A 21,530-nucleotide genomic window follows, 5' to 3' on the forward strand; every position below is an offset into this window, starting at 1 on the left:
TACCTAGTGAGACTTCGAAATTGCTGTCTTGGCAGCCTCACAGGCTTTCGCAAACTCAGCATCATGCAGGATGGTCGAGGCCGAAATGGAAACGGCGCCATGATCACTGACCTGAACCTGTTCCGCGACCGTATTGAGTTGTCTGGCGATGGCCATCGACTCTTCGGAGGGTGGGGAAACCCACTGCAGGATGGATTCCCAAATTTTTTTGTCGCTCACAGTCGTAACTCCTTTGTTGCAGGCAGGGCCTGAACACATACCCCTAGATTAGCAGCAGAATGATGAAGCGGTGCTAAACCGGGTGCGAAGACTAGCATACCGCACACCTTGCACCTAAATAGACAGATGGCTGGCGAGGATGTTTCGGATCATTTCGAGGTCTGGCTCTGTCAGTCCCAGCAATTCGGGACGCTGTAGGTGATAGACGGTGCGCAGGGAGCGGCTTCATCAGTCAGGCCCGGTTGGTGGGTGCACGCAATTCTGGCGATCCTGCCGGAGATACCAACTATTGCAGCTGACGCGTCGCTTCTCGCTTTGAGATAGACCGCCGTGCGCAGTTTCAGGAAAATTCTCACCTTGCCATGTACACGACCTTCTTGCCCCTTAAGAGCCGTTGCTTGCCCGGATCATACGGGGGGAGCCATTGGGGTTGCGCTGGGCGATGATGCGCTGCTGTTGACTGCGGCGCAGTTGCTGGCCAACTGACCGGGTGAGTTTTGTCCGTTCAGATGGCTTGAGGTGCTGCAGGAGTGTGTCAATCCATTCCTCCAAGGCATTCAGGTCAGCCATGCTGCGGTTTTTTCAGATGAGGCATGGTCAGGGACATGCCGTCCGGCGCTACCGGCGGCTGCCAGCTGGCGAGCCGTTCACCGCCAGCGTAGAGGGTGATTTCGCTAAGGTCCTCGTAGGGCTCGTGCTCTGGTTCACCAGGGTGAGATACGTCGAAAGTCCGTCGTCCATGCGCTTCACGACAACCCACTTCGTCGTAAGCGATCCATAAACCCCACCCGTTACATGACGGACGGGGAAATCAGGTATTCGAGTCGGGCGCCCGCCCCGCTTGAGTCCTTAACCCGAACAATTGGTCAGCTAGCTGACGGCCTCGCTCCAGTCCCTCCGCAGTCAACCAAATGGATTTGTTTCTGTTAACAGGATCACTGATGAAACCCTGTTCATGCAGTCGATTCATGACCTCGAAGTCGAATCCTTTCCACGCGTTACCTTTGTTGGAGCTATAGGCTGCCAACAGGGCAAGCACTGCGTCTTCAATCAGCCTATCGTCGTATTCCATGGTCGTTACTCCGCTCTTGTTCTTCAAGGCTCCAGCTCACCCGCGATGGGCAGAGCACTCAGCTATGTATTTTAGGCGTGCAATTCCACGGCAGCAGCGCTTCGTAGTCCTCCACTGAGGACGCGAGCGGCAGGTGCTCCAGTGCGTGGCGCAGCCACGCATAGGGCTCCTGGCCGTTGGCTTTGACCGTCTCGACCAGGCTGTAAAGTTGCGCACTGGCCATCGCCCCTCTGGGCGTGTCACTGAACAACCAGTTCTTTCTGCCGATGACAAACGGGCGGATCGCGCGCTCGGCGGCGTTATTGTCGATCGGCAAATCTCCCTGCTCGACGTAGCGTTCCAACTTGCTCCAGTTGCTGGCCAGATAACCGATGGCTTTACCCAACGCATTCTGACTCGTGACCTGTGGCTGCGTCTTCTCTATCCAGCTATTCAACTGGGCCAGCACCGGTTGACTGCGTGCCTGGCGGGCTAGCTTGCGATCTTCATCGCTGCCTTCCTTAAGATCGCGCTCGATGCCATAGAGCTTGTTGATCAAATTCAGTGCTATGTCTGCCCGCCCGGTTTTGCCCTTGGGTTGCACTTTCTGTGCTTCAACGAACTTGCGCCGTGCATGCGCCCAGCAGCCCAATCGCTCCACGCCGTCCTGTGCGGCCAGCGCGTTGTAACCGGCGTAGTCATCGGTCATGACATAGCCGCGATAGCCATCCAGCAGGCGCACGGGTACCTCCTGCGCTCGGCTGGTGGTGGAGTCGAAAAGGATCACCGGGCGATCGGGTGGGCCGCCGGTTTGCACCCACATCCAGGATTGGCTGCTGGGCTCACGACCAGGCTCTTTCAACACCTGCACACGGGTTTCATCACAGTGGATGATCCGACTGCTCAACAGGCTTTCGCGCATCAGATTCAGCAGCGGTTGCAAGTGCTCGCTGCACTGAATCACCCAGCGTGCCAGGGTTTGGCGCGGGATATCGATACCGTGGCGCCCCAGCACTTTTTCGAAGCGGTGAAGCGGCAAGCCGTCTACGTACTTGGTGGTCAGCAGCATGGCCAGCACACTCGGGCTGGCCATGCTTTTCTCGATCATCTGGGCGGGTTTGTCCGCCGTTACGGGCGCTGATTCACAGTCGCGGCAACCGTACACCTTGCGAACATGCTTGATGACGCGAATCTGCATCGGGGCGATTTCAAGCTGTTCGCTGACTTCTTCATCGATGGCATGTTTGCGGCAGCCGCAAGCGCAAGTCAGTTCATGCTCGGGCAGTTCGTGGACAACTTCGATACGCGGCAAGTCAGCCGGCAGCGACTTGCGTTTGCCACGGCGCTTGGTCGGCGCAACGACTTCTTCGTCGTCAGCTTCATCCAAGGGTTCTGCCAGGCTTTCCGCTTCGTCGAAGAGCGGCAATTGTGGCGTCGCCACATCGCCTGTCTGCTCGGTCTTGCGCCCGAACAGGCGCTGGCGCAACAGCGCAACCTCCTCTTCGAGATGAACGATCTTGCCCTTGTCGGACGCGCGCTCGTTGATCATCTGCTCAAGCAGTTGCTAGAGCAGAACAGGATCGTCAGGGAGGTTTTCGGGCATGGAAATCATGCCGCGGATTATACCGAATCAGGCGACGAAACGAGGGGTCAAGACCTGATGCGGACGGTTACGCCAGAGGTCGAAGCCGTCGAGTAGCCAGTTCAGTTCCTGGACGGTCAAGACAATGGCTTCGTCGGTGACATCGGGCGAGGTTTTGAAACGTTCGGACTCCAAGCGTTTGAGCCAGAGGCAGAAGCCGTTGCGCTCCCAATACAGGATCTTCACGCGGTTGCGCGGCTTGTTGAGGAAGACGAAAAGCACCGGGTCGAACACCGCCACCTTGATATCGAGTTCGACCAGTGCGGCCAGGTCATCAATGGATTTTCGAAAGTCGACGGGCTTGGGGTAGAGGTACACTTTTTCGACTTTGGCGTCGGGTCGCATAATGGTCAGCGAGCTCCAGAAAGAAATCGGGAGCACAGCATCGGGGATCAGGTAAGCGCTTTGAATGTGGGGTTCATGGAGCGCTTACATTCCCTTTTGTTTGCTCTCGCGAACCGGGGATATCGATTCTGATTTCAACGGGCAAAACAAAGCCCGCCAAGGCGGGCTAGGGCGGTTCCGTCAGAGGGCGAGCGTTATACTTTTTGCTGTTGCCGGCGCTGGAAACGGGTCACGGCGATCTGCACGGCAGCCGCTACGACGCAAAGCAGGCCGATTTTCCAGCTGCCCTCCAGCCCGAAATGCTCGGAGGCCTTCCCAGCGATGAGTACGCTAAAGAAGATGGCGACAGGCAGGATCAATTTATTCATTAGGGCTTCCAGCAGAGAACGACAAAAGGCGTAAAGGGCATACGGTTCGGGTCATTAGACTTGGTCAGCCTTGGCGGAGTGCATCTTGCGCACGATCACATCGATCCGATGCCAATTCACGGATTCAGAATCGATGATCATAGGGGATTCCGTTTCACGCAACAGGATAACCTCAAGCCCTTCTGAAAGCCGCTGAACGTCTTCCACGCTTTGAAATGACATCTGCACTTGGCTCGCCCAGCTGTGCCTCAGGCCGAAGAAATGGCCCACGAAGACGCCACCTGGCAGTAGTGCATCGCGCACCTGGCTCCAGAGGTAATCGAATCGGCCAGGGTGGCAAAAAGGCAGTGAAAGGCCGGCGTGGATCAAGTTCGAGGCAGGCAACTCGTTGAGGTGCTCAAAGTCTGCGACTTTCGCGTCGAGCATGCGGGCGTCGCTCAATGAGCACTTGCGGATCGTCCTGGCGATGGCTTCAGGTTCTTTGTCGATTGCCAGAACCTGCCAGCCTGCCTGGATGAGCTGCCACGCCTCATTACCGGCGCCGCACCCCAGGTCGACTGCGTGACGGGGGTATTGATCTTTGACGTGGTCAATCGCGTAACTGAGCAGTGGGGAGGGGGCACGTTTGTCCGTGCGCGCATAGAAAGCGTTCCAGCTCGTCATCGATAAAGCGTCCTGACCAGTCCATTGTTCATCAGGCCATTGAGGGAGTGGCCCTGCATCATCGATGGATATTATCTCGGTAACTCACCCCGCCTGGGTTCGGTGTATTACCGCACGTTACCGAGTACATCTAGCTTGAGTTAACCCCTCACCCTCAGCGCGCCAAATTCAAAGATGGGTACGTATCCACCCGTCAGCCACGTCGCCCATCGTCAACGGCTCGCCGCTCTTGATCCAGGCCATGAAGGCGCGATCAAACTTGAATGCGCTTCCGCACTCATCCGTCAGGAACCGTCGAACTTTTTGCGTGCTCCGGTAGTGTTTGTCCAGCGGGGTGCTTCTGGTGATCGGCCCTGCGTGCCAGTCAACGCTCATTTCCCTATTCCCGTACGAAGGCATGAGCAAAGAGCTTACCCGCGCAGACGCTAGAAATCACTGATGCGCTGGCCGCTGGCTGAACAGGGGCTACTGCAAGGTCGGTGGTTTGACCGTGCCCGCCATCTTGCTCAACACCGCCTCTATTCGCGCGATCGACTTCTCAAGGTCATCGGCTTCCTTGTCATAGCCCTCCTTTCTAAATCGATCACGCGACTGGCGCAGGGTGAGCAGGTTCTTTTGCAGTTTCAGGGCCGAGGCATCGAACGGGTCCATGCTTTTCTCATGCGGTGGGCATCCGTGCCGTTGTAGGAAAATGGGACCGTAGCAGCTCGATTTTGCCGATGAAACTGATGTTTCATACAGGGAAATGCCACTGCTTGGATTTCTCCTACGATGCACGGGTAAAGATCCTACAAACTTCGCATCTGACCGTTTCAAATCGTGTGCTGCAGAAGGTCCTCAACGCCCCAGGCTCAAGGGTTTTGAGCAATTTCGGTCGCGCCGTCGCCCGCAGCGGTGTAAAGCAAGGTCACCGAACGTTGTGAAACCTTATGTAGCAATTACAGCCCCTGAAGTAGGGGCTGCTGACGCGGGAAACACGTCGGTGACTACAGGTGGTCCGCGTCGATCACTGCTTGAGCGAACGCATCGGGGGCTTCCTGGGGCAGGTTGTGGCCAATGCCGCCACTGATCAGGCGGTACGCGTACTTGCCGGTAAAGCGTTGTGCATAGCTTTCTGCCGGTGGGTGCGGTGCTCCGTTGGCATCACCTTCCAAGGTGATGGTCGGCACACTGATGCTGGGGAAAGTGGCCAGTTTCGCTTCCAGCGGGGCGTAGCGGGCCTCGCCTTGTGCCAGCCCCAAGCGCCAGCGGTAGTTGTGCACGGTGATAGCAACCTGATCGGGGTTGTCCAGCGCCTTGGCACTGCGCTCGAAGGTGGTGTCATCGAAGGCCCACTTGGGTGAGGCGGTTTGCCAGATCAGCTTGGCGAACGCATGGCGGTTCTTGTCATAACCGGCTTGGCCGCGCTCGGTGGCGAAGTAGTACTGGTACCACCATTGCAGTTCGGCACTGGGCGGGAGCGGCGCCTTGGCGGCTTCCTGGCTGCTGATCAGGTAGCCACTGACTGACACCAGTGCTTTGACCCGCTCGGGCCACAGGGCCGAGACGATGTCGGCAGTACGGGCGCCCCAGTCGAAACCGGCGAGTACGGCGTGCTGGATGTGAAGGGCGTCCATGAAGGCGATGACGTCGCTGGCCAGGGCCGAGGGCTGGGCATTGCGTAGGGTCTGCGCTGAAAGGAAGCGGGTCTGCCCATAGCCCCGTACGTACGGCACGAGCACGCGGTAGCCTTTTGCGGCGAGCTTCGGTGCCACCGCCTCGAAACTGTGAATGTCGTAGGGCCACCCATGCAGCAAGATGACCACAGGGCCATCGGCTGGGCCTTGCTCGACATAGGCCACATCGAGAACGCCAGCTTCAACGTGCTTGAGTGGGCCGAAGCGCTCCGCTGGGGTGGCCGTTGCCTGAGCCGGTGCTGACGCAGCCGAACAGGCGGCAGTCGCCATGAGGCCAAGGGGAATAAGGGCACAGGCGAGGAGGTGGCGGATGCGGCGTGTTGGGTGGCGTGAAGGTGTCGAGGGGTTGGCAAGCATCGGGCATCTCCTTGGCAAGGCCATAGGTATGGGTTGATGCAAGCCAGTAAAGAGGACCTCTGTATCGAGGGTATGTCCGATTTAACTGTAGGAAACGTTCTTGTGTATCAGGTCTCAGTTTGTACACATAAAGATACAACCGTGCCGTCGCAGCGTGTCAGACCGCTTCTGCTACGATCGATAATTTCCCCCAGGCCAAGGAGAGGCCCTATGCATTATGTCGTGATCGAGCGCCACCGCAGCGAATACCCAAGGCCGATTCGTTTTGCCAAAGGCACGCTGCTGGATATCGGCCCGCGTTATGAAGGCGAGCCGGGCTGGCAGGACTGGTACCTGTGTTCATGCCCTGGGCAGGAGCCGGGGTGGGTACCGGCGCAGTTGATCGAGCGGTTCAGTGTGGAGAAAGGCAGGGCGCTTGATCACTACTCGGCCCATGAGCTGGATGCCGACCCCGGGCAACTGGTGCAGAAGGTGCGCTCGCTCAATGGCTGGATGTGGTGTCGGCGCCATGACGATGATGAGTTCGGTTGGTTGCCGCTGGCAAAACTGGAGCAATTGAGTTGAGGTGGGTCGCGCCCCTGTGCTGATCACTGGCATCTGATCCGCTTTTTTTCTACAAACCTGCATCTGTAACCGTATCAGCCATGGACCGACAATAGGCCCATCCCCGCATCACACTGTAGAGGTTCCGATGGGCAAGCTGACGCTGTTCCTGGGTGGTTTTCTGCTCCTGACCATTCTGATAGGTATTTTGGGCACCATTCCGCCAAGCTGACTTTCACCCGACTCCTCCCTTCGCGGCCCGTCTGATTCGCCAGATGGGCCCACCCGCCTGCGCCCTCGGCTACTCCGTTCATTCACCATGACTGATCAGTGGTACCTGCAAGTAATTCTCAAGTGCGAATGGCTCGTGTAATCTCCCGCCGCCGTCCTGCGGCCCACGTTGATGGGCCGGTCTTTTGCCTTGGAGTCGAAACACACATGGAATGCAAGAAAGGCACTTCAGCCATGCTGGAGTGGCGTAGCCGTTTTCTCGCTGAAGGCACGCTCGATGAGGACGCGTACGACGAGGCACTGCGCAGCGCGGGCGTATTGGAACAGGCGGGTGAGATCAGCACGCTTGAGTGGATCGAGTTGGTCAGGCTGGCCAATACAGCGTTGCTGCATGTGCGATAAGTCGTTCTTTGCGCTGGGAAATCTGTCCACAAAAAACGTGGGTAGGTCTGTGGATAAAATGCTGCAAGCCAAGCCGGAAGCGGGCTCTGTTAAATTGAGCAGAATTTGAACAGTCCTTTTGAGCCGTCGCCGTTAGGCCGACAGGCCGGCGCGGCGCAGGGCCTGCAGCAGTTCACGAACCCGCGCGGGCAACTCGCCGGCCGGGTACAGCGCGTGCATTTGAGGGTCTTGGCCGGTGCTTGAGGTCAGGCGGTATTGCGGGCACACCCGTACCAGGCGCCCGGCCTTGACCTGAGTTTCGCCCACCCAGGCCGCCAGGCGGGCGATACCGGCCCCGGCCAGTGTGCTGTGGTACACCGCATCGCCGGAATCCAGCCGAAGCCGTGGCGTCGGGCGCATGTTGGTGATCAGGCCATCTCGGCAAAAATGCCAGGCTTTGAGTATGCGTGGGGCGGTATGCAGAATCAGTGCGTGGTGTTCCAGGTCTTCTGGGTGTTGCGGGTTGCCGGCCCTGGCCAGGTAAGCCGGGCTTGCATAAAGATGGCGCTGGTAACCCCACAGCGGATAGCCGATCAGTTCGCTGGATTGCGGAAAGGCACCGCGTACCACGAAGTCAAACTTGTCCAGCAGCGGGTCCAGGGCGGCATCGCTGTACTGCACGTCCAGGGTCACCTGTGGATGACGCTGGGAAAACTCAGCGAGCACCCGGGGCAACACATGCTCACCCAGCAATTGCGGCACGGCGAAACGGATCCAGCCTTGGGCGCTACCGCTTAGCGCGGCCAACTCGTCGACGGCATCACGTTGCACATCCAGCAAGCGTTCGGCATGGGGGAGCAGGCGCTCGCCAGCTTCGGTCAGGGTCACCGCGTTGGCGTTGCGGTTGAGCAGTTTACTGCCGGCGTTGTCCTCCAGCGTTTGCACCGCTCGGGTTACCGCGCTGGGTGAACGCCCTAGGGCGCGTGCCGCAGCGACGAAGCTGCGCTTGTGGGCGACACTGACGAACGCCTGAATCTCCCGCAGCATGTCCAAGGCCATTGCCTGCTCCTCATTGCAGTTTTCGCAATGTGGCATTTCAACACAAGCGCGGCACTTTGATTAGCCTTGCAGCCTGTCTTACTGCCTGGAGCCGCGTCATGATGGATATCGCTGTACTTTCTGTGTTCGCCTTTGCCGCCGGTTTGATCGATGCCGCCGTAGGCGGTGGCGGGCTTATTCAGATCCCGGCGCTGTTCAACGTGCTGCCCACCGCGCAACCGGCGGCCTTGCTGGGCACCAACAAACTGGCCTCGGTGTGCGGCACTGCCTTTGCGGCCCGCTCGTTCATCCGCAAGGTCACATTGGACTGGGGGCTGATCGTGCCGGCAGCGCTCGGCGCCTTTGTCATGTCGTTTGTCGGCGCCGCCACGGTATCGCTGGTGCCGCCCAGCGTGATGCGCCCGGCCGTGCTGGTGATGATCGTGCTGATGGCGATCTACACGTTCTGCAAAAAGGACTTCGGCACGTTGCACAAGCCCACGCAGATCGGCCGCAAGGAGCAATGCCTGGCGGTGTTGATCGGCGGGGCCATCGGTTTTTACGACGGCCTGTTCGGGCCAGGGACCGGCAGCTTCCTGATCTTTCTGTTCATTCGTTTTTTTGCCTTGGACTTCCTGCACGCCTCGGCTTCGGCCAAGGTGGTGAACATCGCCACCAACTTGGCGGCGCTGGTGTTCTTCGTGCCGTCGGGCAACGTGCTGTATGCCATCGCCTTGCCCATGGCGGCCTGCAACATCCTCGGTGCGTTGACCGGCACCTGGCTGGCGGTGCGCAAGGGCGCAGGTTTCGTGCGCGGGCTGTTCCTGATTTTGCTGTGCGTACTGATTGCCAAGTTGTCCTGGGATTTGCTGGCCGGTTGAGTCAGACCACCTGGCGCTGTGCCTCGGCCTGTTCGACGCGGTTGCGGCCATGCGCCTTGGCCCGGTACAGCGCCTGGTCAGCGCGCGCCAGTAGCTCGTCCAGGCTCGGCGCCGGGGTGTCGGCGGCGCAGCCGTCCAGGCCGATGCTCACGGTGATCTGCAGGCGATGGTCGGCGTGCACCACGTGCAGGTCCTGTACGGCCCGGCGCAGGCGTTCGGCAGTGAATTTGGCGCGATCTGGCGCAAGGCCTGGGAGGATCACGACGAACTCCTCGCCGCCCATGCGCGCGAACAGCTCGCCTTCGTGCAACTGGTCTTGCAGGGTGCGGGCGAACTGGCGCAGTACCTGGTCACCGATTGCGTGGCCATGCGCGTCGTTGATCGCCTTGAAGTGATCGATATCCAGCATCATCAACGTCAGCGGCAGCGCTTGGGCATGTTGCTGGCGGCTATCGAGCAGTGCATTGGCGCGGCGGGTGAACGCGCTGCGGGTCAGCACCCCGGTCAGGTGGTCGATGGTGGCCTGGTGCGCCAGGCGTGCCATGAGGCTGCGATTGGCCTGGCTGACGCAGGCCACCACCAGCGGCCCGAGCACCAGCATGGCGATGCCCAAGCGCGCCGACATCAGGGTGGTGACCCCGGGTTCGCTCTGCGGCACGCTGAAGTGCATGAGGTTTTGCGCGACTGCGACGATGAGGGTGCTGCCGGCGGTGAGCGTCAGCATCGAGACCAGAAACGGCGGGTAGGTCCAGGCACACCACAGCAGGGCGGCGATCGGGAAGGCAATCGCCCCCGGCCCACCGAAGGCGATGCTGAAGGCCAGCGAGCCAAGCAGCACCAGCAGCGGCGGCAAACGCACTGCCTGGGCGCCACTGCGCACCATTGCCCGCACCGAGGGCGCCGTCAGCAGCACCGGCAGCACCAGTATACTGGTCGAGAATTGTTCACTGAACCAGGCCAGCCAGGTGGCCTGCAGCGATTGCTCGAACCACGGTGCGGCCATCACCGAGGCCATGCTCGCGGCAACCATCGCGCCAGCGGCGCATGCGGCAAACACACTGAGTACGCCATGCGGGCTGCGCATGCGTCGGTGCAGGCGCGGCACGCGTGACAACAACTGCCACACGGTGAACACCATGCCGAGGTTGCACAGGTTGAACCACAACGCCGGCTTCCAGGCGCTGCCGCACAGCAGGTCTGCCAGCACCATGGCCAGCCACACCAGCATGAAGCCGAGGGCGTTGGCCTGGCGGGGGTAGCGCAACAGCACGCCGACCAATACCGCATTCACCGGCCAGAACAGGGAGAGGGACTCGATGGGACGTGCCAGGATGCCGCCGAGGGTCAGGGCAAACGTGAGGCAAAGCAGCGCGACATAGGGCAACAAGCGCGATTGGGCTGGAAAAACCATGAACTCGACCGGCAAGCGGAAACGAAATCCAGGACAACGGCTTGAAGCACCTGGGGCAATTACGTGTCAGTGTGTTTCGACAGGGTACTTGATGTCAATCTGCCGCGATCCTGCAAGATAATGCCAAATTGCCGCTATCCCCAGTCGATTTCCTTACAAGCCAAAGAACCACGGGACCATCACCACAGTCACCAGCATCACCAGCAAGGTGAATGGCACGCCGACTTTGACGAAATCACCGAACCGGTATTGCCCCGGGCCCAGCACCAGGGTGTTGACCGGTGACGAGACGGGCGTCATGAACGCAGCCGATGCGGCGAGGGCCACGGTCATGGCGAAGGGGTAGGGCGACATGCCCAGTTGCGTGGCCGTGCTGATTGCCACCGGCGCCATCAGCACGGCAGTGGCGGTGTTGGAAATGAACAGGCCGATCACCGCCGTCACGGCAAACAGGCAGGCAAGAATGGCACTGGGGCCGGCCCCGCCCAGCACACTGACCAGCCCGGTCACGGCCAAGTCGATGCCGCCGGTTTTTTGCAGGGCCTGGGCGAACGGCAGCATGCCGACGATCAGTACCAGGCTCTGCCAATGGATTGCCCGGTAGGCGCTGTTCATGTCGATGCACCGGCCTGCGCCCATCAGCAGGCAGCCGATCAGCGCGGCGATCACATTGGGCACCGCGCCGCTGACCATCAGCCCGACCATCACCGCTAGGCTCAACAAGGCCTGCGGCGCGCGCGTGCGGGCCGGGGCGACCTGGTCGATCTCGGCGGGCAAGCTCAACACCAGAAAATCGTGCGGTTTGCTCTGCAGTTGACGCACGGCTTTCCATGGCCCGACCACCAGCAGGGTATCGCCCAGGCGCAGCTTTTCTTCCACCAGTTGCTCTTCGATGGCCACCTGATCGCGGCGCAAGCCGACCACGTTGAGGTCGAAACGGGTGCGGAACGCCAGCTCGAGGATGCTCTTGCCGATCAGCTGCGAGCCGGGTGGCAGCGACACTTCGGCCATGCCCAGTTCCTGCGACTGATCGATGAAGTAGGCCGCCTTGAAATGCAGGGGCTCCAGTTGCATGGTCTGGCACAGGCTGCGCAGGTCGTCGCGGTTGGCGAACAGGTCGAGCAGCAGCACGTCGCCCTGGTGCAGCACGGTATTGGAGTCGGCGGTGATCACCCGTGTGCTGAATTTGTGCTGGCGCTCGATGCCGATCACGTTGGCGCCATGCTTTGTACGCAGCTCCAACTCGCCCAGGGTGTGGCCAATCAGCGGTGAGTGCGGGCGGATGCGCAGGCGCCGCTCGCGACCGCTGAGCTTGTAATCCAGTACCAGGTCAAGCAACGTGCGGCGGGTTTCCACCCGGCCGTCCTTGCGCACTTCGCCGTTGAGCCAGTGGCGGGTGAGCAGCATGTAGCCGATGCCCAGCACCAGCACCACCAGGCCGAACGGGGTAAAGCTGAAGAAGTTGAAGCCCTGTTCGCCATGGCGCACCAGTTCGCTGTGCACCACCACGTTGGGCGGCGTGGCCACCAGGCTGAGCATACCGCTGATCAGGCCAGCAAAGCTCAGCGGCATCATCAGGCGGCTGGGTGAGAGCTTGAGGCGTGCGGCGATGCTCAGCACCACCGGGATGAAGATCGCCACCACTCCCGTAGAACTCATCACCGACCCCAGGCCCGCCACCGCCACCATCAGCAGTATCAGCAAGCGCGCCTCACTGTTGCCGGCGCGTTCGCTCATCCATTCGCCGATGCGGTAGGCAATGCCGGTGCGTACCAGGCCTTCGCCGATCACGAACAGGGCAGCGATCAGTACCACGTTGGGGTCGCTGAAACCGGCCAGCGCCTGCTCCACCGTGAGGATGCCCGATAACGGCAGGGCGAGGATCACCATGAGGGCGACCACGTCCATGCGCGGGCGGTTGATGATGAAGAGGACGACGACGATGGCCAGCAGGCCGAGGACCCAGAGCAGCTCGTGGTTCATGGGGAGGGGGTGTTCCTTCACACAGGGGCACGGTAGACATTAGCAGCCAGTGTGCCAGCTTGGGATGAAGGGTGTGTTGATGTGTTGCAGGGTTTAAGACGCAAAAGGGGCCGCTATGCGGCCCCTGTTTATCGCCGGATCAGTGACGGTGACGGTGGTGCTTCTTGCCGTTGTTGTCGCCCATGTGGTTACCGATGGCACCACCGGCCGCGCCACCCAGGCCGGCACCAATGGTGGAGCCGGCAGAACCGCCGACTTTGCCACCGAGCAGCGAACCGCCCGCAGAACCCAGGCCACCGCCGATGGCAGCCTCGGTGCGGTTGCCCTTGCGAGCGCCTACCGCACTGCCGGCAGCGCCGCCGACACCGGCGCCGATGGCAGCGCCTGTGCTGCCGCCGATCTGTTGGCCGACAACGTTACCCAGTACACCACCCAGGCCACCGCCAATGGCGGCGGTACCGTCACCGGCGAAAGCGCCCTGGCACAGCAGCAGGCCGAGGGCAAGGGAAGGCAGAGTCAGACGCATGGTACGAACCTCAAAAGGAATCATCAGGTTAAGGTGCCGCGCAGCGGGCGGCGGGTCAGGGTTGCAAAGACGCTTCAGCGGTAGTAGCGGTCACCGCGGTATTGACGGTCGTCGTCATCGTCACGGTCATGCCGATGATGGTGGCCATGGCCACGGTCGCGATCACGCCAGCCATCGTCGTCGTCATGGTAGCGATGGCTGTGGCAGCCAGCAGTCAGCAGGATGGCGGCAATCAGCGAAAAGCTTGCAAGGCGGGTCATCACGATATAGGTCCTTGATCCGCAAAGGTTTACGGGACACTTCCTGAGACTGGGATCGATCCATTTGGTTTCCTGGGCGGGCAAAAAATTGTCCTGCCAGCGATGAGTGGCGTGCTTGCCGGCTGCTGTTCTGTCTCGCTGGGTCATGGCCGAGCCGGCCGTCGACACCTAGACTGCACGGTAAGCCGCAGCCAAGACGGCAAACTGCCACACGGTGAATCACGATGATCGCCCACACCCCCACGCTGTTCGCCGCGGTCGCCCTGGTAGCGACCATTCTGGCTTTCTGCCTGCTGCTGGTCGGCCGCAGCAACCGCCGCGACAACCTGCTGCTTACCGGCTGCGGGCTGCTGGTGCATGCCTTGGCGTATGTCTGCTACACCGTTTACGCGCAAGCGCCGCTGTGGCTCAGCTATGGCCTGGGCAACAGCTTGCTGTCACTGGCCCTGGCGTTTTATTCGGCCAGCTTGTTCCGGGTGCGTGAGCAAGTGATCCCGTGGCGGCTGATCTTCATCATCCCGGCGTGCATGCTGGTCGGGCTGATGCTGCTGCTCGACACCCTCGAACCACGCATGCTGCTGGCGACGCTGGTGCTGATGCTGCAGTGCTCGATGATCCTGTACTGGGCCAGGCGGTACGTCGAGCGGCCAGGCAGGGCGCACCTGCTGCTGCAGATCGGTGCGCTGATCAGCCTGGTCGGCTTGGGCATGCGGGCCGTGGCGGTGGCCAATGGCACGGCGGTGGAAATGCGCTATGACACCAGCAACCTCAAACAGAGCATTTCGGTGGCGATCGGCACGGTCACGGTGATGATGTATTCGATCGGCTTGGTGTTGATGGCCAAGGAGCGTAGCGAATCGCGTCTACAGCACTTGGCCTTGCGCGATGTGTTGACCGGCACCTACAACCGCCGGGCGATCCTCGAACGCTTCGGCGTCGAGTTGGACCGCGCCCGCGAGGCGCAGAGCAGCCTGGCCGTGGCCATGATCGATATCGATCACTTCAAGCGGATCAACGACCTGTATGGGCACTTGGCGGGTGACGAGGTGTTGTGCCATTGCGTGCGTCAGTTGCAGCAGCGTTTGCGCCAGGGGGACAGCCTTGGGCGCTATGGCGGGGAGGAATTCCTGCTGCTGTTGCCAGGTACCGACAGAAGCGGGGCGATGGCCGCGCTGCAGGGTTTGCGGGAAGCGATTGCCAACAGCCCCGCGCGTTTTGCCGGTGATGAGATCGAGCTGCGTTTTAGCGTCGGGCTGTGGTGCGGTGTGCCGGGGCCCAGGGACAGCACCTCCAGCCTGCTGGCGCAGGCGGATGCAGCGCTTTATCAGGCCAAGGCCGCCGGGCGCAACACCGTGCACATGGCGGCCTTGGTGCAGGTCATTTGATTCAGCTGGCCGGGTGGATCGCCAACACTACCCCATTGGTGATCTGCACCAGCACGTAGTGCTCGCCCATGCGTACCCAATGGCTTTCCTTTTCTGGGGTGGGCAGGCCTTTGGCCTTCCAGTCTTTTACCGTCTCATCATCGCGCTTGTATTGGTCGGGGGCCTTGTCACCTACCTTGAGTTCACGGTTGTGGGTTTCTGGCCCAGTAATGCTTTCTTCGGCGGACGGGGCGGCAGAAGCGGCCAATGGCAGGCAGGGCAGTGCGGCGAGCAGCAAGGCGGGTATCAGGTGATGCTTTTTCATCGCGGTTTCCTTGTGACGGCATGTTCCTACTGCGACAGCAGCATGCGCCCGACAATTCACTCGCGGTGCAGCCAATGCTAGAGTCGCCTTCTTTTTTGCCCTGAGGATTGAACATGCGAGCGATTCTGCCGATGGCCGCGGTACTGATGCTGGTCGGTTGCGCTTCCGCGACCATGGAAACGGCACGTGGCGGCAAGCCGACCGCGCAGCTCGATTCGCACAAGGCGCCAGAACTGGTTGCCCAATGCATTCAGTTCAGCTGGCAGGAAGAGGCGGTGTTCGGGGACGATGCCAGTGGCTACCTGGAGCCGCGCAAACAGGGTGGTTTCACCGTGTATACCCGCGAGGCCGAGGCGTTCGTGGACGTTTATCCGCAGGCGGGTGGGGCGCGGGTCGATTACTACGCGCAAAAAAATGACGGCGTGGCGCTGCAGCGGCGTGCTGCTGCGGCGACGTGCCTGTAATAAAACAGTACGAGCAGACAAGGACGTCAACCATGGACCGATCGCTGCAACTCAACCGCACCAGCTGGGACGAGCGCGCACCTTTGCATGCTGCCTCGAAAGACTATGAGGTCGAGCTGCTGGTCGAACGCCCCGCGCATCTTTCCGAAACCGTTCGTTTCGACTTGCCGCTGCTGGGCGATATCCACGGGCTCAACGCCGTTCACCTGCAGTGCCACATCGGCACCGATACCCTGTCGCTCGCGCGCCTTGGCGCGCAGGTTTGTGGTCTGGATTTTTCCGCGGCTTCGCTGGCGCAGGCGCGGGCGTTGGCCGAACGCTGCGCAGCGCCAATCGCGTATGTGGAGTCAGATGTCTACGCCGCCGACCAGGTGCTGCCAGCGGGCACGTTCGACCTGGTCTACACCGGCATCGGCGCGCTCTGCTGGCTGCCCCGCATCGAGCCGTGGGCGCGCGCTGTGGCGGCCTTGTTGAAACCGGGTGGGCGGCTGTTCCTGCGTGATGGCCACCCGATGCTGATGGCCGTCAACGAAGACCACCAGGACCGCCTGTTGATCGAGTATCCGTACTTCGAGCACGAAACCCCGACGGTGTGGCACACCGACCAGACGTACGTCGAAACCGACCAGCGCCTCGTCCATACCGAGACCCATGAGTGGAACCACGGCCTGGGCGAGGTTATCAGTGCCTTGCTGGCGCACGGGCTGCAACTGACAGGTCTGGTCGAGCACCCGAGCATCCCTTGGGAAGCGCTGCCTGGGCAGATGGACAAGGGCGCCGACGGCGAGTGGCGTTTGCGCCACCAGCCGTCACGCCTGCCCTTGAGCTACACCTTGCAGGCGATCAAGGCCTGATCAGGACAAGTAACCACCGTCGACGTTGAGTGCAGTGCCGGTGGTGTAGCTGGAGGCGTCGCTGGCCAGGTACAGCACCGCGCCGGCCATTTCCTTGGGGTCGGCCACGCGCTTGAGCGGGATTTGCTGCAGGGCGGCGTTGAGGATGGCCTCGTTGTTCACCAGCGCCGAGGCGAACTTGGTATCGGTCAGGCCGGGTAGCAGGGCATTGCAGCGGATGCCGAATGGCGCGCATTCCTTGGCGAAGACCTTGGTCATGTTGATCACCGCAGCCTTGGTCACCGAATAGATGCCTTGGAAGTGCCCAGGCGAAACACCGTTGATCGACGCCACGTTGATGATGCTGCCGCCGCCGTGTTCGCGCATCAGCTTGCCGGCTTCCACCGACATGAAAAAGTAGCCGCGGATATTGACGTCGACGGTCTTCTGGAAGGCGAGCAGGTCGGTGTCCAGCACGTTGCCGAACTGCGGATTGGTGGCCGCGTTGTTGACCAGGATATCCAGGCGCCCGAACTGTTCGCGTATCCCCGCGAACACCTGCTGGATCTGCTCCATTTCGCCGATATGGCAGGCCACTGCGGTGGCCTTGCCCCCGGCGGCGATGATCGCGTCGGCAACGTGCTGGCAGCCGTCCAGTTTGCGGCTGGAGACAATGACATGGGCGCCCTGCTGCGCCAGCAGATGGGCAATGGCCTCGCCGATGCCGCGGCTGGCGCCGGAAACGAAGGCGATCTTGCCGTCAAGGTCGAACAAGTGGGTCTTGGACATGCTGTTTTCCTTGTTATCTGTCGTCAGAGCGTGGAGGTGCGGGTCACCTGCAAGGCCATCTTCTCCAGCAGCCGGTTCATGTGGATGAACTGAGCGAAGCGTTTGTCCTGGGTTTGGCCGTGGTAGTAGCGGTAGTAGATCTGCTGGACGATGCCGGCGAGGCGGAACAGGCCATAGCAATAGTAGTAATCGAAGTTGTCGAGGCGAATGCCGGCGCGCTCGGCGTAGTAGTCAACGAACTGCCTGCGGGTGAGCATACCGGGCGCGTTACTGGGTTGGCGGCGCATCAGTTGCACGGGCGCCGGGTCTGCTGCCTCGATCCAGTAGGCCAGGCTGTTGCCCAGGTCCATCAGTGGGTCACCGAGGGTGGCCATCTCCCAATCCAGCACACCGATGATGCGCATCGGGTTGTCGGCATCGAGTATCACGTTATCGAAGCGGTAGTCGTTGTGGACGATGCCGGGGCGTGGATGGTCGGCGGGCATCTTGTCGTGCAACCAGGCAATCACGTGCTCCCAGCGCGGGGCATCATCGGTGATGGCTTTGGCGTAGCGGCTGGTCCACCCCTCGATCTGGCGTTGCACATAGCCTTCCGGCTTGCCCAGGTCGGCCAGGCCGCAGGCTTGGTAGTCGACCTGATGCAGCTCGACCAGGCGGTCGATGAAGCTTTTGCACAAGGCTTCGGTGCTGGCTGCGTCGAGATTGAGTTCAGCCGGGATGTCCGAGCGCAGGATGATGCCGTTGACCCGCTCCATCACATAGAACTCGCCGCCGATCAGGGTCTCGTCGGTGCAGTGCACGTACGCCTTGGGGCAGTAAGGGAAGCCACTGTTGAGCTGATTAAGGATGCGAAATTCACGGCCCATGTCGTGGGCCGACTTGGCCTTCTGCCCGAATGGCGGGCGGCGCAGCACGAACTCTCGGCCCGGGTAGGTGACCAGGTAGGTGAGGTTGGAGGCCCCGCCAGGGAACTGGCTGATGCTCGGCGAGCCTTCGAGGCCGGGAATATGGGCCTTGAGATAAGGGTCGATGACGGCCGCGTCGAGTTCTTCGCCGGGGCGGACCTGGGTGGACTGATCGGTGAGCGTCATGCGTTTTCCTTATTTTCGTTCGCAACAACTATTGGCTAATCTAATGGCCTGCCGGCGTTGGAACAAGCGTGCCAGCCGTCATATAGGTGAGGGTGTTGCTGATGGATCAATCGCCTTGATGTGATCGGGCAAAAAAAAACCGAAGCCGGTCAGGCTTCGGTTTTTTGATCAATCGGCGTGCCCATCACTCAGGACGGGAACAGCTCGCTGAGCTTCATCGACAGCATCATGTCGCCCTCGACGCGCAGCTTGCCGCCCATGAAGGCCTGCATGCCGTCGGTCTCGCCACTGACGATACCCTTGAGGGTCTCGCTGTCCAGCACCAGGGTGCAGTTGGCGTCTGGGTTTTCGCCTTCTTGGATGTCACACGTACCGTCCTTGATGATTAGGGCGTACTTTTTGTCTTCGTCGGTGATGTCGAAGCCGAACACCAGGTCCAGGCCTGCGGCAGCGGCTGGATTGAACTTTGCTTTCATCGCTTCGACGGCTTTAGCTACATCGCTCATGGCGTAATCCTTATTAAGTTATATTCGCGTCCGCAGGGACACAACAAGCCGGGCTCATCGGTAGGTGACAAGCTCCGGCGCCCTCAACAGCTGCACGTGGGCTTGGCTGTTGAAGGAGGCCAGTGCCACGTCGCGGCCCCGAAACTTCAGTTGGCTGAGCGACGTGTTGATGATCTGCCAGTTCAGCGCGAAGGCTTGGCTGGGGGTAATGCCGGTAACCAGATGGAGCAGGGCCGCAATGGTGCCGCCTGAGGTGAAGATGGCGATGTTGTCGCCACTGCCCGCGCCTTCGAGCACACGTTGCAGGCCACGCTGGACGCGCGCGGTGAAGGCCTGCCAGGTCTCCAGGCCATCGTCGGCAGGATGATCGCCCGCGTGCCAGCGCTGCACCATCAGCGCGAACAGGCGCTGGAATTCGCTGCGATGCTGCGCGCCATTGCGCAGGATGTGCAGGGCATCGGGTTCTTGCGCCAGCAGGCCGGGCAGCAGGGCACGGATCACGCCATCGGCATCGAACTCATTGAATGCCGCATCGGTCTCAACAGCCGGAACCGGGCAGCCTGTGGCGTGCAAGGCCTCCAGGGCCAGGCGTGCGGTATCCTGCTGGCGGCGCAGGTCGCCGGCCACGCAACGATCCAGCTGCACATCGAGCAGTGCCAGGTGTTCACCCAGGGCTTGGCTCTGACGCACACCGATGGTCGAGAGGACGTCGTAGTCCTCGGCACCGAAGGAGGCTTGGCCATGTCGGATCAGGTAGAGGTTGCCCACGGAGGTATCCGGCCTGTTGGAGGTTGCTGCGAGGTTAGGATGTGCCACACAGGCTGTCAACGAAAAAACATACAAGCGTTTGAAAAGGTTGTTTGAACTGTGTTGCCAGCGTTTACACCGGCTGGCAGCGCCTCAGGCGCACCGGTATGCTTGCAGCAGTTACGCGCCGAACTGGCGCTGGTCTATGAAGGAGTCAACGTGGAGTTTCTTGCCGAATACGCAAGCTTTCTCGCCAAAACCGCCACCTTGGTGATTGCCATCCTGGTAGTGCTGTCGGCCATCGCCGGTTTGCGCGGTAAAGGGCGGCGCAAACCGGGCGGGCAATTGCAGGTCACCCGCCTCAATGAGTTCTATAAAGAGCTGCGTGAGCGCTTGGAGTCGGGCCTGCTCGACAAGGCCCAGCTGAAGGCCCTGCGCAAGCAGCAGGCCAAGGCGGAAAAACAGCAGAAAAAAGGCAAGGCCGAAGAAAAGGGCCGAGTTTTCGTGCTCGATTTCGATGGCGACATCAAGGCCTCGGCCACTGAGAGCCTGCGCAACGAAATCACCGCGCTGCTGACCCTCGCCACCCCGCAGGACGAAGTGGTGCTGCGCCTGGAGAGTGGCGGCGGCCTGGTACACAGCTACGGCCTAGCGGCTTCGCAGCTGGCGCGTATTCGCCAGGCGGGCATCCCGTTGACCGTGTGCATCGACAAGGTGGCGGCCAGCGGCGGCTACATGATGGCCTGCATTGGCGAGAAGATCGTAAGCGCGCCATTTGCCGTGCTGGGTTCGATTGGTGTGGTGGCGCAACTGCCTAACGTCAATCGCCTGTTGAAGAAGCATGACATCGATTTCGAAGTGCTCACAGCGGGCGAATACAAGCGCACCCTCACCGTGTTCGGCGAAAACACCGAGAAGGGCAGGGAGAAGTTCCAGGAAGACCTGGACATCACCCACCAGCTGTTCAAAGACTTTGTCTCGCGCTATCGCCCGCAGTTGCACATCGACGAAGTGGCCACCGGCGAAGTCTGGCTGGGCGTGGCGGCTCTCAACCGCAAGCTGGTTGACGAGCTGCAGACCAGCGACGAGTACCTCAGCGACCGCGCCCGCAACGCCAACCTGTTCCACCTGCATTACGCCGAACGCAAGAGCCTGCAGGAGCGTATCGGCATGGCTGCCAGCGGCACGGTGGAGAACACCGTGGTGGGGCTTTGGAGCAAACTCGGCCGCTTGCGCTAACACCTTGAACCCCTTGAAATTTTTTTATGTTCAGGGGGTTGCAAGGTTCGATGATTGAAGACATAATGGCGCCCATCGAAACGCAGCGAACTTTGAAAAAGGTTCAGTGTTTCAAGGAGATAGCAAAGCGCAAGCAGCTAGATCCGACTTTGAGGCCGAGTAGCAAAGTGGTTATGCTCCGGATTGCAAATCCGTCTACGCCGGTTCGATTCCGACCTCGGCCTCCATTATTCGAAAGCCCCGCAGATTAACGTCTGCGGGGTTTTTCTTTGTGGGGCGGAAAATACAGAATCCCCTTGGGGCGTGACGCCTAAGCTCAGCATGGTCTTGGGCTTTTCCGTTTTTAGCGACAGGGTTATTTTCAAGGTGTACCGACTGTTGCGATTCACAAAAAAGAAACTCTCCAGAGCGCTGCGAAAGTGGTTCGTCTACCTCGCTGTTGCAGGTGTCGCGGGCCATTCCAGCCGATTGTTCGACCACCTTTCCTTTTGGAAACCCTGGCGTTTAGCTAAGGGCGTTGCTGCTTACCTCATTGCCTTTTGATGGCGTTTCATACTGATCGGGCTACAGCAGCATGAAGCGGTATGTCAGGGTACA

At 60.7% G+C, this 21,530-nt stretch carries 28 protein-coding genes and 1 tRNA gene; 8 read left to right on the forward strand and 21 right to left on the reverse strand.

The features are described from left to right. Positions 1 to 3: 3 nt before the first annotated feature. The 11 genes from AB7M33_RS18310 to AB7M33_RS18360 all read right to left on the reverse strand — a co-directional run bounded on the left by AB7M33_RS18310 (position 4) and on the right by AB7M33_RS18360 (position 6,321). Positions 4 to 219, reverse strand: coding sequence for a hypothetical protein (locus AB7M33_RS18310; protein ID WP_454243244.1), 216 nt, complete (start codon positions 217 to 219; stop codon positions 4 to 6). Positions 220 to 389: 170 nt separating this feature from the next. Further along, positions 390 to 575, reverse strand: a complete 186-nt coding sequence (locus tag AB7M33_RS18315) for a hypothetical protein (protein WP_454243245.1) — start codon at positions 573 to 575, stop codon at positions 390 to 392. A 28-nt stretch (positions 576 to 603) separates the two neighbouring features. Continuing rightward, positions 604 to 789 (reverse strand): phage virion morphogenesis protein, encoded by a 186-nt coding sequence (locus tag AB7M33_RS18320; protein WP_454243246.1) that lies wholly within the window; start codon positions 787 to 789, stop codon positions 604 to 606. Between the two features lie 241 nt (positions 790 to 1,030). Continuing rightward, entirely contained in the window at positions 1,031 to 1,291 is a 261-nt protein-coding gene (locus tag AB7M33_RS18325) for a DUF6429 family protein (RefSeq protein ID WP_454243247.1), read from the reverse strand. A 58-nt stretch (positions 1,292 to 1,349) separates the two neighbouring features. Continuing rightward, positions 1,350 to 2,819, reverse strand: coding sequence for an IS66 family transposase (gene tnpC, locus AB7M33_RS18330; protein WP_454243248.1), 1,470 nt, complete (start codon positions 2,817 to 2,819; stop codon positions 1,350 to 1,352). An 81-nt stretch (positions 2,820 to 2,900) separates the two neighbouring features. Further along, a complete protein-coding gene (gene tnpB / locus AB7M33_RS18335; protein WP_454243249.1) occupies positions 2,901 to 3,257 on the reverse strand; it encodes an IS66 family insertion sequence element accessory protein TnpB in 357 nt (118 codons plus the stop codon). Positions 3,258 to 3,451: 194 nt separating this feature from the next. Next, a complete protein-coding gene (locus AB7M33_RS18340; RefSeq protein ID WP_172960347.1) occupies positions 3,452 to 3,625 on the reverse strand; it encodes a hypothetical protein in 174 nt (57 codons plus the stop codon). Between the two features lie 54 nt (positions 3,626 to 3,679). Beyond that, on the reverse strand, positions 3,680 to 4,288 hold the full coding sequence (locus tag AB7M33_RS18345) for a class I SAM-dependent methyltransferase (RefSeq protein WP_454243250.1): 609 nt from the start codon (positions 4,286 to 4,288) through the stop codon (positions 3,680 to 3,682). 168 nt (positions 4,289 to 4,456) lie between these two features. Further along, entirely contained in the window at positions 4,457 to 4,663 is a 207-nt protein-coding gene (locus AB7M33_RS18350; RefSeq protein ID WP_027592708.1) for a DUF6434 domain-containing protein, read from the reverse strand. A gap of 90 nt (positions 4,664 to 4,753) precedes the next feature. Beyond that, positions 4,754 to 4,939 carry a hypothetical protein gene (locus AB7M33_RS18355; protein ID WP_252825025.1) on the reverse strand — a complete coding sequence of 62 codons (186 nt, stop codon included), beginning with the start codon at positions 4,937 to 4,939 and terminating at the stop codon, positions 4,754 to 4,756. 335 nt (positions 4,940 to 5,274) lie between these two features. Continuing rightward, the gene (locus AB7M33_RS18360; RefSeq protein ID WP_454243251.1) at positions 5,275 to 6,321 is read right to left on the reverse strand and encodes an alpha/beta fold hydrolase; all 1,047 of its coding nucleotides are present in this window, start codon (positions 6,319 to 6,321) and stop codon (positions 5,275 to 5,277) included. 210 nt (positions 6,322 to 6,531) lie between these two features. On the opposite strand from AB7M33_RS18360, the gene AB7M33_RS18365 reads away from it, so the two are divergent. Then, positions 6,532 to 6,885, forward strand: coding sequence for an SH3 domain-containing protein (locus AB7M33_RS18365; RefSeq protein WP_085273059.1), 354 nt, complete (start codon positions 6,532 to 6,534; stop codon positions 6,883 to 6,885). Positions 6,886 to 7,302: 417 nt separating this feature from the next. Further along, positions 7,303 to 7,497, forward strand: coding sequence for a hypothetical protein (locus AB7M33_RS18370; protein WP_027592704.1), 195 nt, complete (start codon positions 7,303 to 7,305; stop codon positions 7,495 to 7,497). Positions 7,498 to 7,629: 132 nt separating this feature from the next. Here AB7M33_RS18370 and AB7M33_RS18375 read toward each other — a convergent pair whose 3' ends face one another. Further along, positions 7,630 to 8,535 carry a LysR family transcriptional regulator gene (locus AB7M33_RS18375; protein WP_265967893.1) on the reverse strand — a complete coding sequence of 302 codons (906 nt, stop codon included), beginning with the start codon at positions 8,533 to 8,535 and terminating at the stop codon, positions 7,630 to 7,632. Between the two features lie 98 nt (positions 8,536 to 8,633). On the opposite strand from AB7M33_RS18375, the gene AB7M33_RS18380 reads away from it, so the two are divergent. After that, a complete protein-coding gene (locus AB7M33_RS18380) occupies positions 8,634 to 9,395 on the forward strand; it encodes a sulfite exporter TauE/SafE family protein (protein WP_454243252.1) in 762 nt (253 codons plus the stop codon). Between the two features lies 1 nt (position 9,396). Here AB7M33_RS18380 and AB7M33_RS18385 read toward each other — a convergent pair whose 3' ends face one another. The 4 genes from AB7M33_RS18385 to AB7M33_RS18400 form a co-directional block, all read right to left on the reverse strand. After that, complete coding sequence (locus AB7M33_RS18385) at positions 9,397 to 10,821, reverse strand: GGDEF domain-containing protein (protein ID WP_265967892.1); 1,425 nt, start codon at positions 10,819 to 10,821, stop codon at positions 9,397 to 9,399. Between the two features lie 138 nt (positions 10,822 to 10,959). Next, positions 10,960 to 12,789 carry an SLC13 family permease gene (locus AB7M33_RS18390; protein WP_454243253.1) on the reverse strand — a complete coding sequence of 610 codons (1,830 nt, stop codon included), beginning with the start codon at positions 12,787 to 12,789 and terminating at the stop codon, positions 10,960 to 10,962. A 139-nt stretch (positions 12,790 to 12,928) separates the two neighbouring features. Continuing rightward, entirely contained in the window at positions 12,929 to 13,315 is a 387-nt protein-coding gene (locus AB7M33_RS18395; RefSeq protein ID WP_027592699.1) for a glycine zipper domain-containing protein, read from the reverse strand. 74 nt (positions 13,316 to 13,389) lie between these two features. Next, entirely contained in the window at positions 13,390 to 13,575 is a 186-nt protein-coding gene (locus AB7M33_RS18400) for a hypothetical protein (protein ID WP_027592698.1), read from the reverse strand. Between the two features lie 224 nt (positions 13,576 to 13,799). On the opposite strand from AB7M33_RS18400, the gene AB7M33_RS18405 reads away from it, so the two are divergent. Continuing rightward, the gene (locus tag AB7M33_RS18405) at positions 13,800 to 14,960 is read left to right on the forward strand and encodes a GGDEF domain-containing protein (RefSeq protein WP_454243254.1); all 1,161 of its coding nucleotides are present in this window, start codon (positions 13,800 to 13,802) and stop codon (positions 14,958 to 14,960) included. Between the two features lies 1 nt (position 14,961). Here the strand turns inward: AB7M33_RS18405 and AB7M33_RS18410 are convergent, their stop codons facing one another. Further along, a complete protein-coding gene (locus tag AB7M33_RS18410; RefSeq protein ID WP_265967890.1) occupies positions 14,962 to 15,264 on the reverse strand; it encodes an RcnB family protein in 303 nt (100 codons plus the stop codon). A gap of 113 nt (positions 15,265 to 15,377) precedes the next feature. Here AB7M33_RS18410 and AB7M33_RS18415 point away from each other — a divergent pair, with 113 nt between their 5' ends. Beyond that, positions 15,378 to 15,728: a hypothetical protein gene (locus AB7M33_RS18415; RefSeq protein ID WP_027592695.1), complete on the forward strand. Its 351-nt coding sequence runs from the start codon at positions 15,378 to 15,380 to the stop codon at positions 15,726 to 15,728. 32 nt (positions 15,729 to 15,760) lie between these two features. Then, complete coding sequence (locus tag AB7M33_RS18420) at positions 15,761 to 16,582, forward strand: class I SAM-dependent methyltransferase (protein ID WP_238217283.1); 822 nt, start codon at positions 15,761 to 15,763, stop codon at positions 16,580 to 16,582. Here AB7M33_RS18420 and AB7M33_RS18425 read toward each other — a convergent pair whose 3' ends face one another. From AB7M33_RS18425 to AB7M33_RS18440, 4 genes are all read right to left on the reverse strand, one after another. Beyond that, positions 16,583 to 17,350: an SDR family oxidoreductase gene (locus AB7M33_RS18425; protein ID WP_454243255.1), complete on the reverse strand. Its 768-nt coding sequence runs from the start codon at positions 17,348 to 17,350 to the stop codon at positions 16,583 to 16,585. 23 nt (positions 17,351 to 17,373) lie between these two features. After that, complete coding sequence (locus AB7M33_RS18430) at positions 17,374 to 18,441, reverse strand: phosphotransferase family protein (RefSeq protein ID WP_454243256.1); 1,068 nt, start codon at positions 18,439 to 18,441, stop codon at positions 17,374 to 17,376. A gap of 188 nt (positions 18,442 to 18,629) precedes the next feature. Beyond that, positions 18,630 to 18,947, reverse strand: coding sequence for an SCP2 sterol-binding domain-containing protein (locus AB7M33_RS18435; protein ID WP_085273065.1), 318 nt, complete (start codon positions 18,945 to 18,947; stop codon positions 18,630 to 18,632). Positions 18,948 to 19,001: 54 nt separating this feature from the next. Then, on the reverse strand, positions 19,002 to 19,715 hold the full coding sequence (locus AB7M33_RS18440; protein WP_265967888.1) for a histidine phosphatase family protein: 714 nt from the start codon (positions 19,713 to 19,715) through the stop codon (positions 19,002 to 19,004). A 198-nt stretch (positions 19,716 to 19,913) separates the two neighbouring features. Between AB7M33_RS18440 and sohB the strand changes: the two genes are divergently transcribed. Beyond that, the gene (gene sohB / locus AB7M33_RS18445) at positions 19,914 to 20,933 is read left to right on the forward strand and encodes a protease SohB (protein WP_085273210.1); all 1,020 of its coding nucleotides are present in this window, start codon (positions 19,914 to 19,916) and stop codon (positions 20,931 to 20,933) included. A gap of 153 nt (positions 20,934 to 21,086) precedes the next feature. Beyond that, a tRNA-Cys gene (locus AB7M33_RS18450) sits at positions 21,087 to 21,160 on the forward strand. Positions 21,161 to 21,530 lie beyond the last annotated feature (370 nt).

This window comes from Pseudomonas sp. Y3 TE3536, assembly GCF_053629175.1.

Excerpts from the sequence above, each read along its gene's own strand:
- tnpB (WP_454243249.1), bottom strand. The coding sequence starts at position 3,257 with ATGCGACCCGACGCCAAAGTCGAAAAAGTGTACCTCTACCCCAAGCCC.
- AB7M33_RS18355 (WP_252825025.1), bottom strand. The coding sequence starts at position 4,939 with ATGGACCCGTTCGATGCCTCGGCCCTGAAACTGCAAAAGAACCTGCTC.
- AB7M33_RS18370 (WP_027592704.1), top strand. The coding sequence starts at position 7,303 with ATGGAATGCAAGAAAGGCACTTCAGCCATGCTGGAGTGGCGTAGCCGT.
- AB7M33_RS18350 (WP_027592708.1), bottom strand. The coding sequence starts at position 4,663 with ATGAGCGTTGACTGGCACGCAGGGCCGATCACCAGAAGCACCCCGCTG.
- AB7M33_RS18435 (WP_085273065.1), bottom strand. The coding sequence starts at position 18,947 with ATGAGCGATGTAGCTAAAGCCGTCGAAGCGATGAAAGCAAAGTTCAAT.
- AB7M33_RS18345 (WP_454243250.1), bottom strand. The coding sequence starts at position 4,288 with ATGACGAGCTGGAACGCTTTCTATGCGCGCACGGACAAACGTGCCCCC.
- AB7M33_RS18380 (WP_454243252.1), top strand. The coding sequence starts at position 8,634 with ATGATGGATATCGCTGTACTTTCTGTGTTCGCCTTTGCCGCCGGTTTG.
- AB7M33_RS18375 (WP_265967893.1), bottom strand. The coding sequence starts at position 8,535 with ATGGCCTTGGACATGCTGCGGGAGATTCAGGCGTTCGTCAGTGTCGCC.
- AB7M33_RS18320 (WP_454243246.1), bottom strand. The coding sequence starts at position 789 with ATGGCTGACCTGAATGCCTTGGAGGAATGGATTGACACACTCCTGCAG.
- AB7M33_RS18410 (WP_265967890.1), bottom strand. The coding sequence starts at position 15,264 with ATGAAAAAGCATCACCTGATACCCGCCTTGCTGCTCGCCGCACTGCCC.
- tnpC (WP_454243248.1), bottom strand. The coding sequence starts at position 2,819 with ATGATCAACGAGCGCGCGTCCGACAAGGGCAAGATCGTTCATCTCGAA.
- AB7M33_RS18395 (WP_027592699.1), bottom strand. The coding sequence starts at position 13,315 with ATGCGTCTGACTCTGCCTTCCCTTGCCCTCGGCCTGCTGCTGTGCCAG.
- AB7M33_RS18340 (WP_172960347.1), bottom strand. The coding sequence starts at position 3,625 with ATGAATAAATTGATCCTGCCTGTCGCCATCTTCTTTAGCGTACTCATC.
- AB7M33_RS18415 (WP_027592695.1), top strand. The coding sequence starts at position 15,378 with ATGCGAGCGATTCTGCCGATGGCCGCGGTACTGATGCTGGTCGGTTGC.
- AB7M33_RS18420 (WP_238217283.1), top strand. The coding sequence starts at position 15,761 with ATGGACCGATCGCTGCAACTCAACCGCACCAGCTGGGACGAGCGCGCA.
- AB7M33_RS18405 (WP_454243254.1), top strand. The coding sequence starts at position 13,800 with ATGATCGCCCACACCCCCACGCTGTTCGCCGCGGTCGCCCTGGTAGCG.
- AB7M33_RS18360 (WP_454243251.1), bottom strand. The coding sequence starts at position 6,321 with ATGCTTGCCAACCCCTCGACACCTTCACGCCACCCAACACGCCGCATC.
- AB7M33_RS18325 (WP_454243247.1), bottom strand. The coding sequence starts at position 1,291 with ATGGAATACGACGATAGGCTGATTGAAGACGCAGTGCTTGCCCTGTTG.
- AB7M33_RS18425 (WP_454243255.1), bottom strand. The coding sequence starts at position 17,350 with ATGTCCAAGACCCACTTGTTCGACCTTGACGGCAAGATCGCCTTCGTT.
- AB7M33_RS18430 (WP_454243256.1), bottom strand. The coding sequence starts at position 18,441 with ATGACGCTCACCGATCAGTCCACCCAGGTCCGCCCCGGCGAAGAACTC.
- AB7M33_RS18365 (WP_085273059.1), top strand. The coding sequence starts at position 6,532 with ATGCATTATGTCGTGATCGAGCGCCACCGCAGCGAATACCCAAGGCCG.
- AB7M33_RS18390 (WP_454243253.1), bottom strand. The coding sequence starts at position 12,789 with ATGAACCACGAGCTGCTCTGGGTCCTCGGCCTGCTGGCCATCGTCGTC.
- AB7M33_RS18400 (WP_027592698.1), bottom strand. The coding sequence starts at position 13,575 with ATGACCCGCCTTGCAAGCTTTTCGCTGATTGCCGCCATCCTGCTGACT.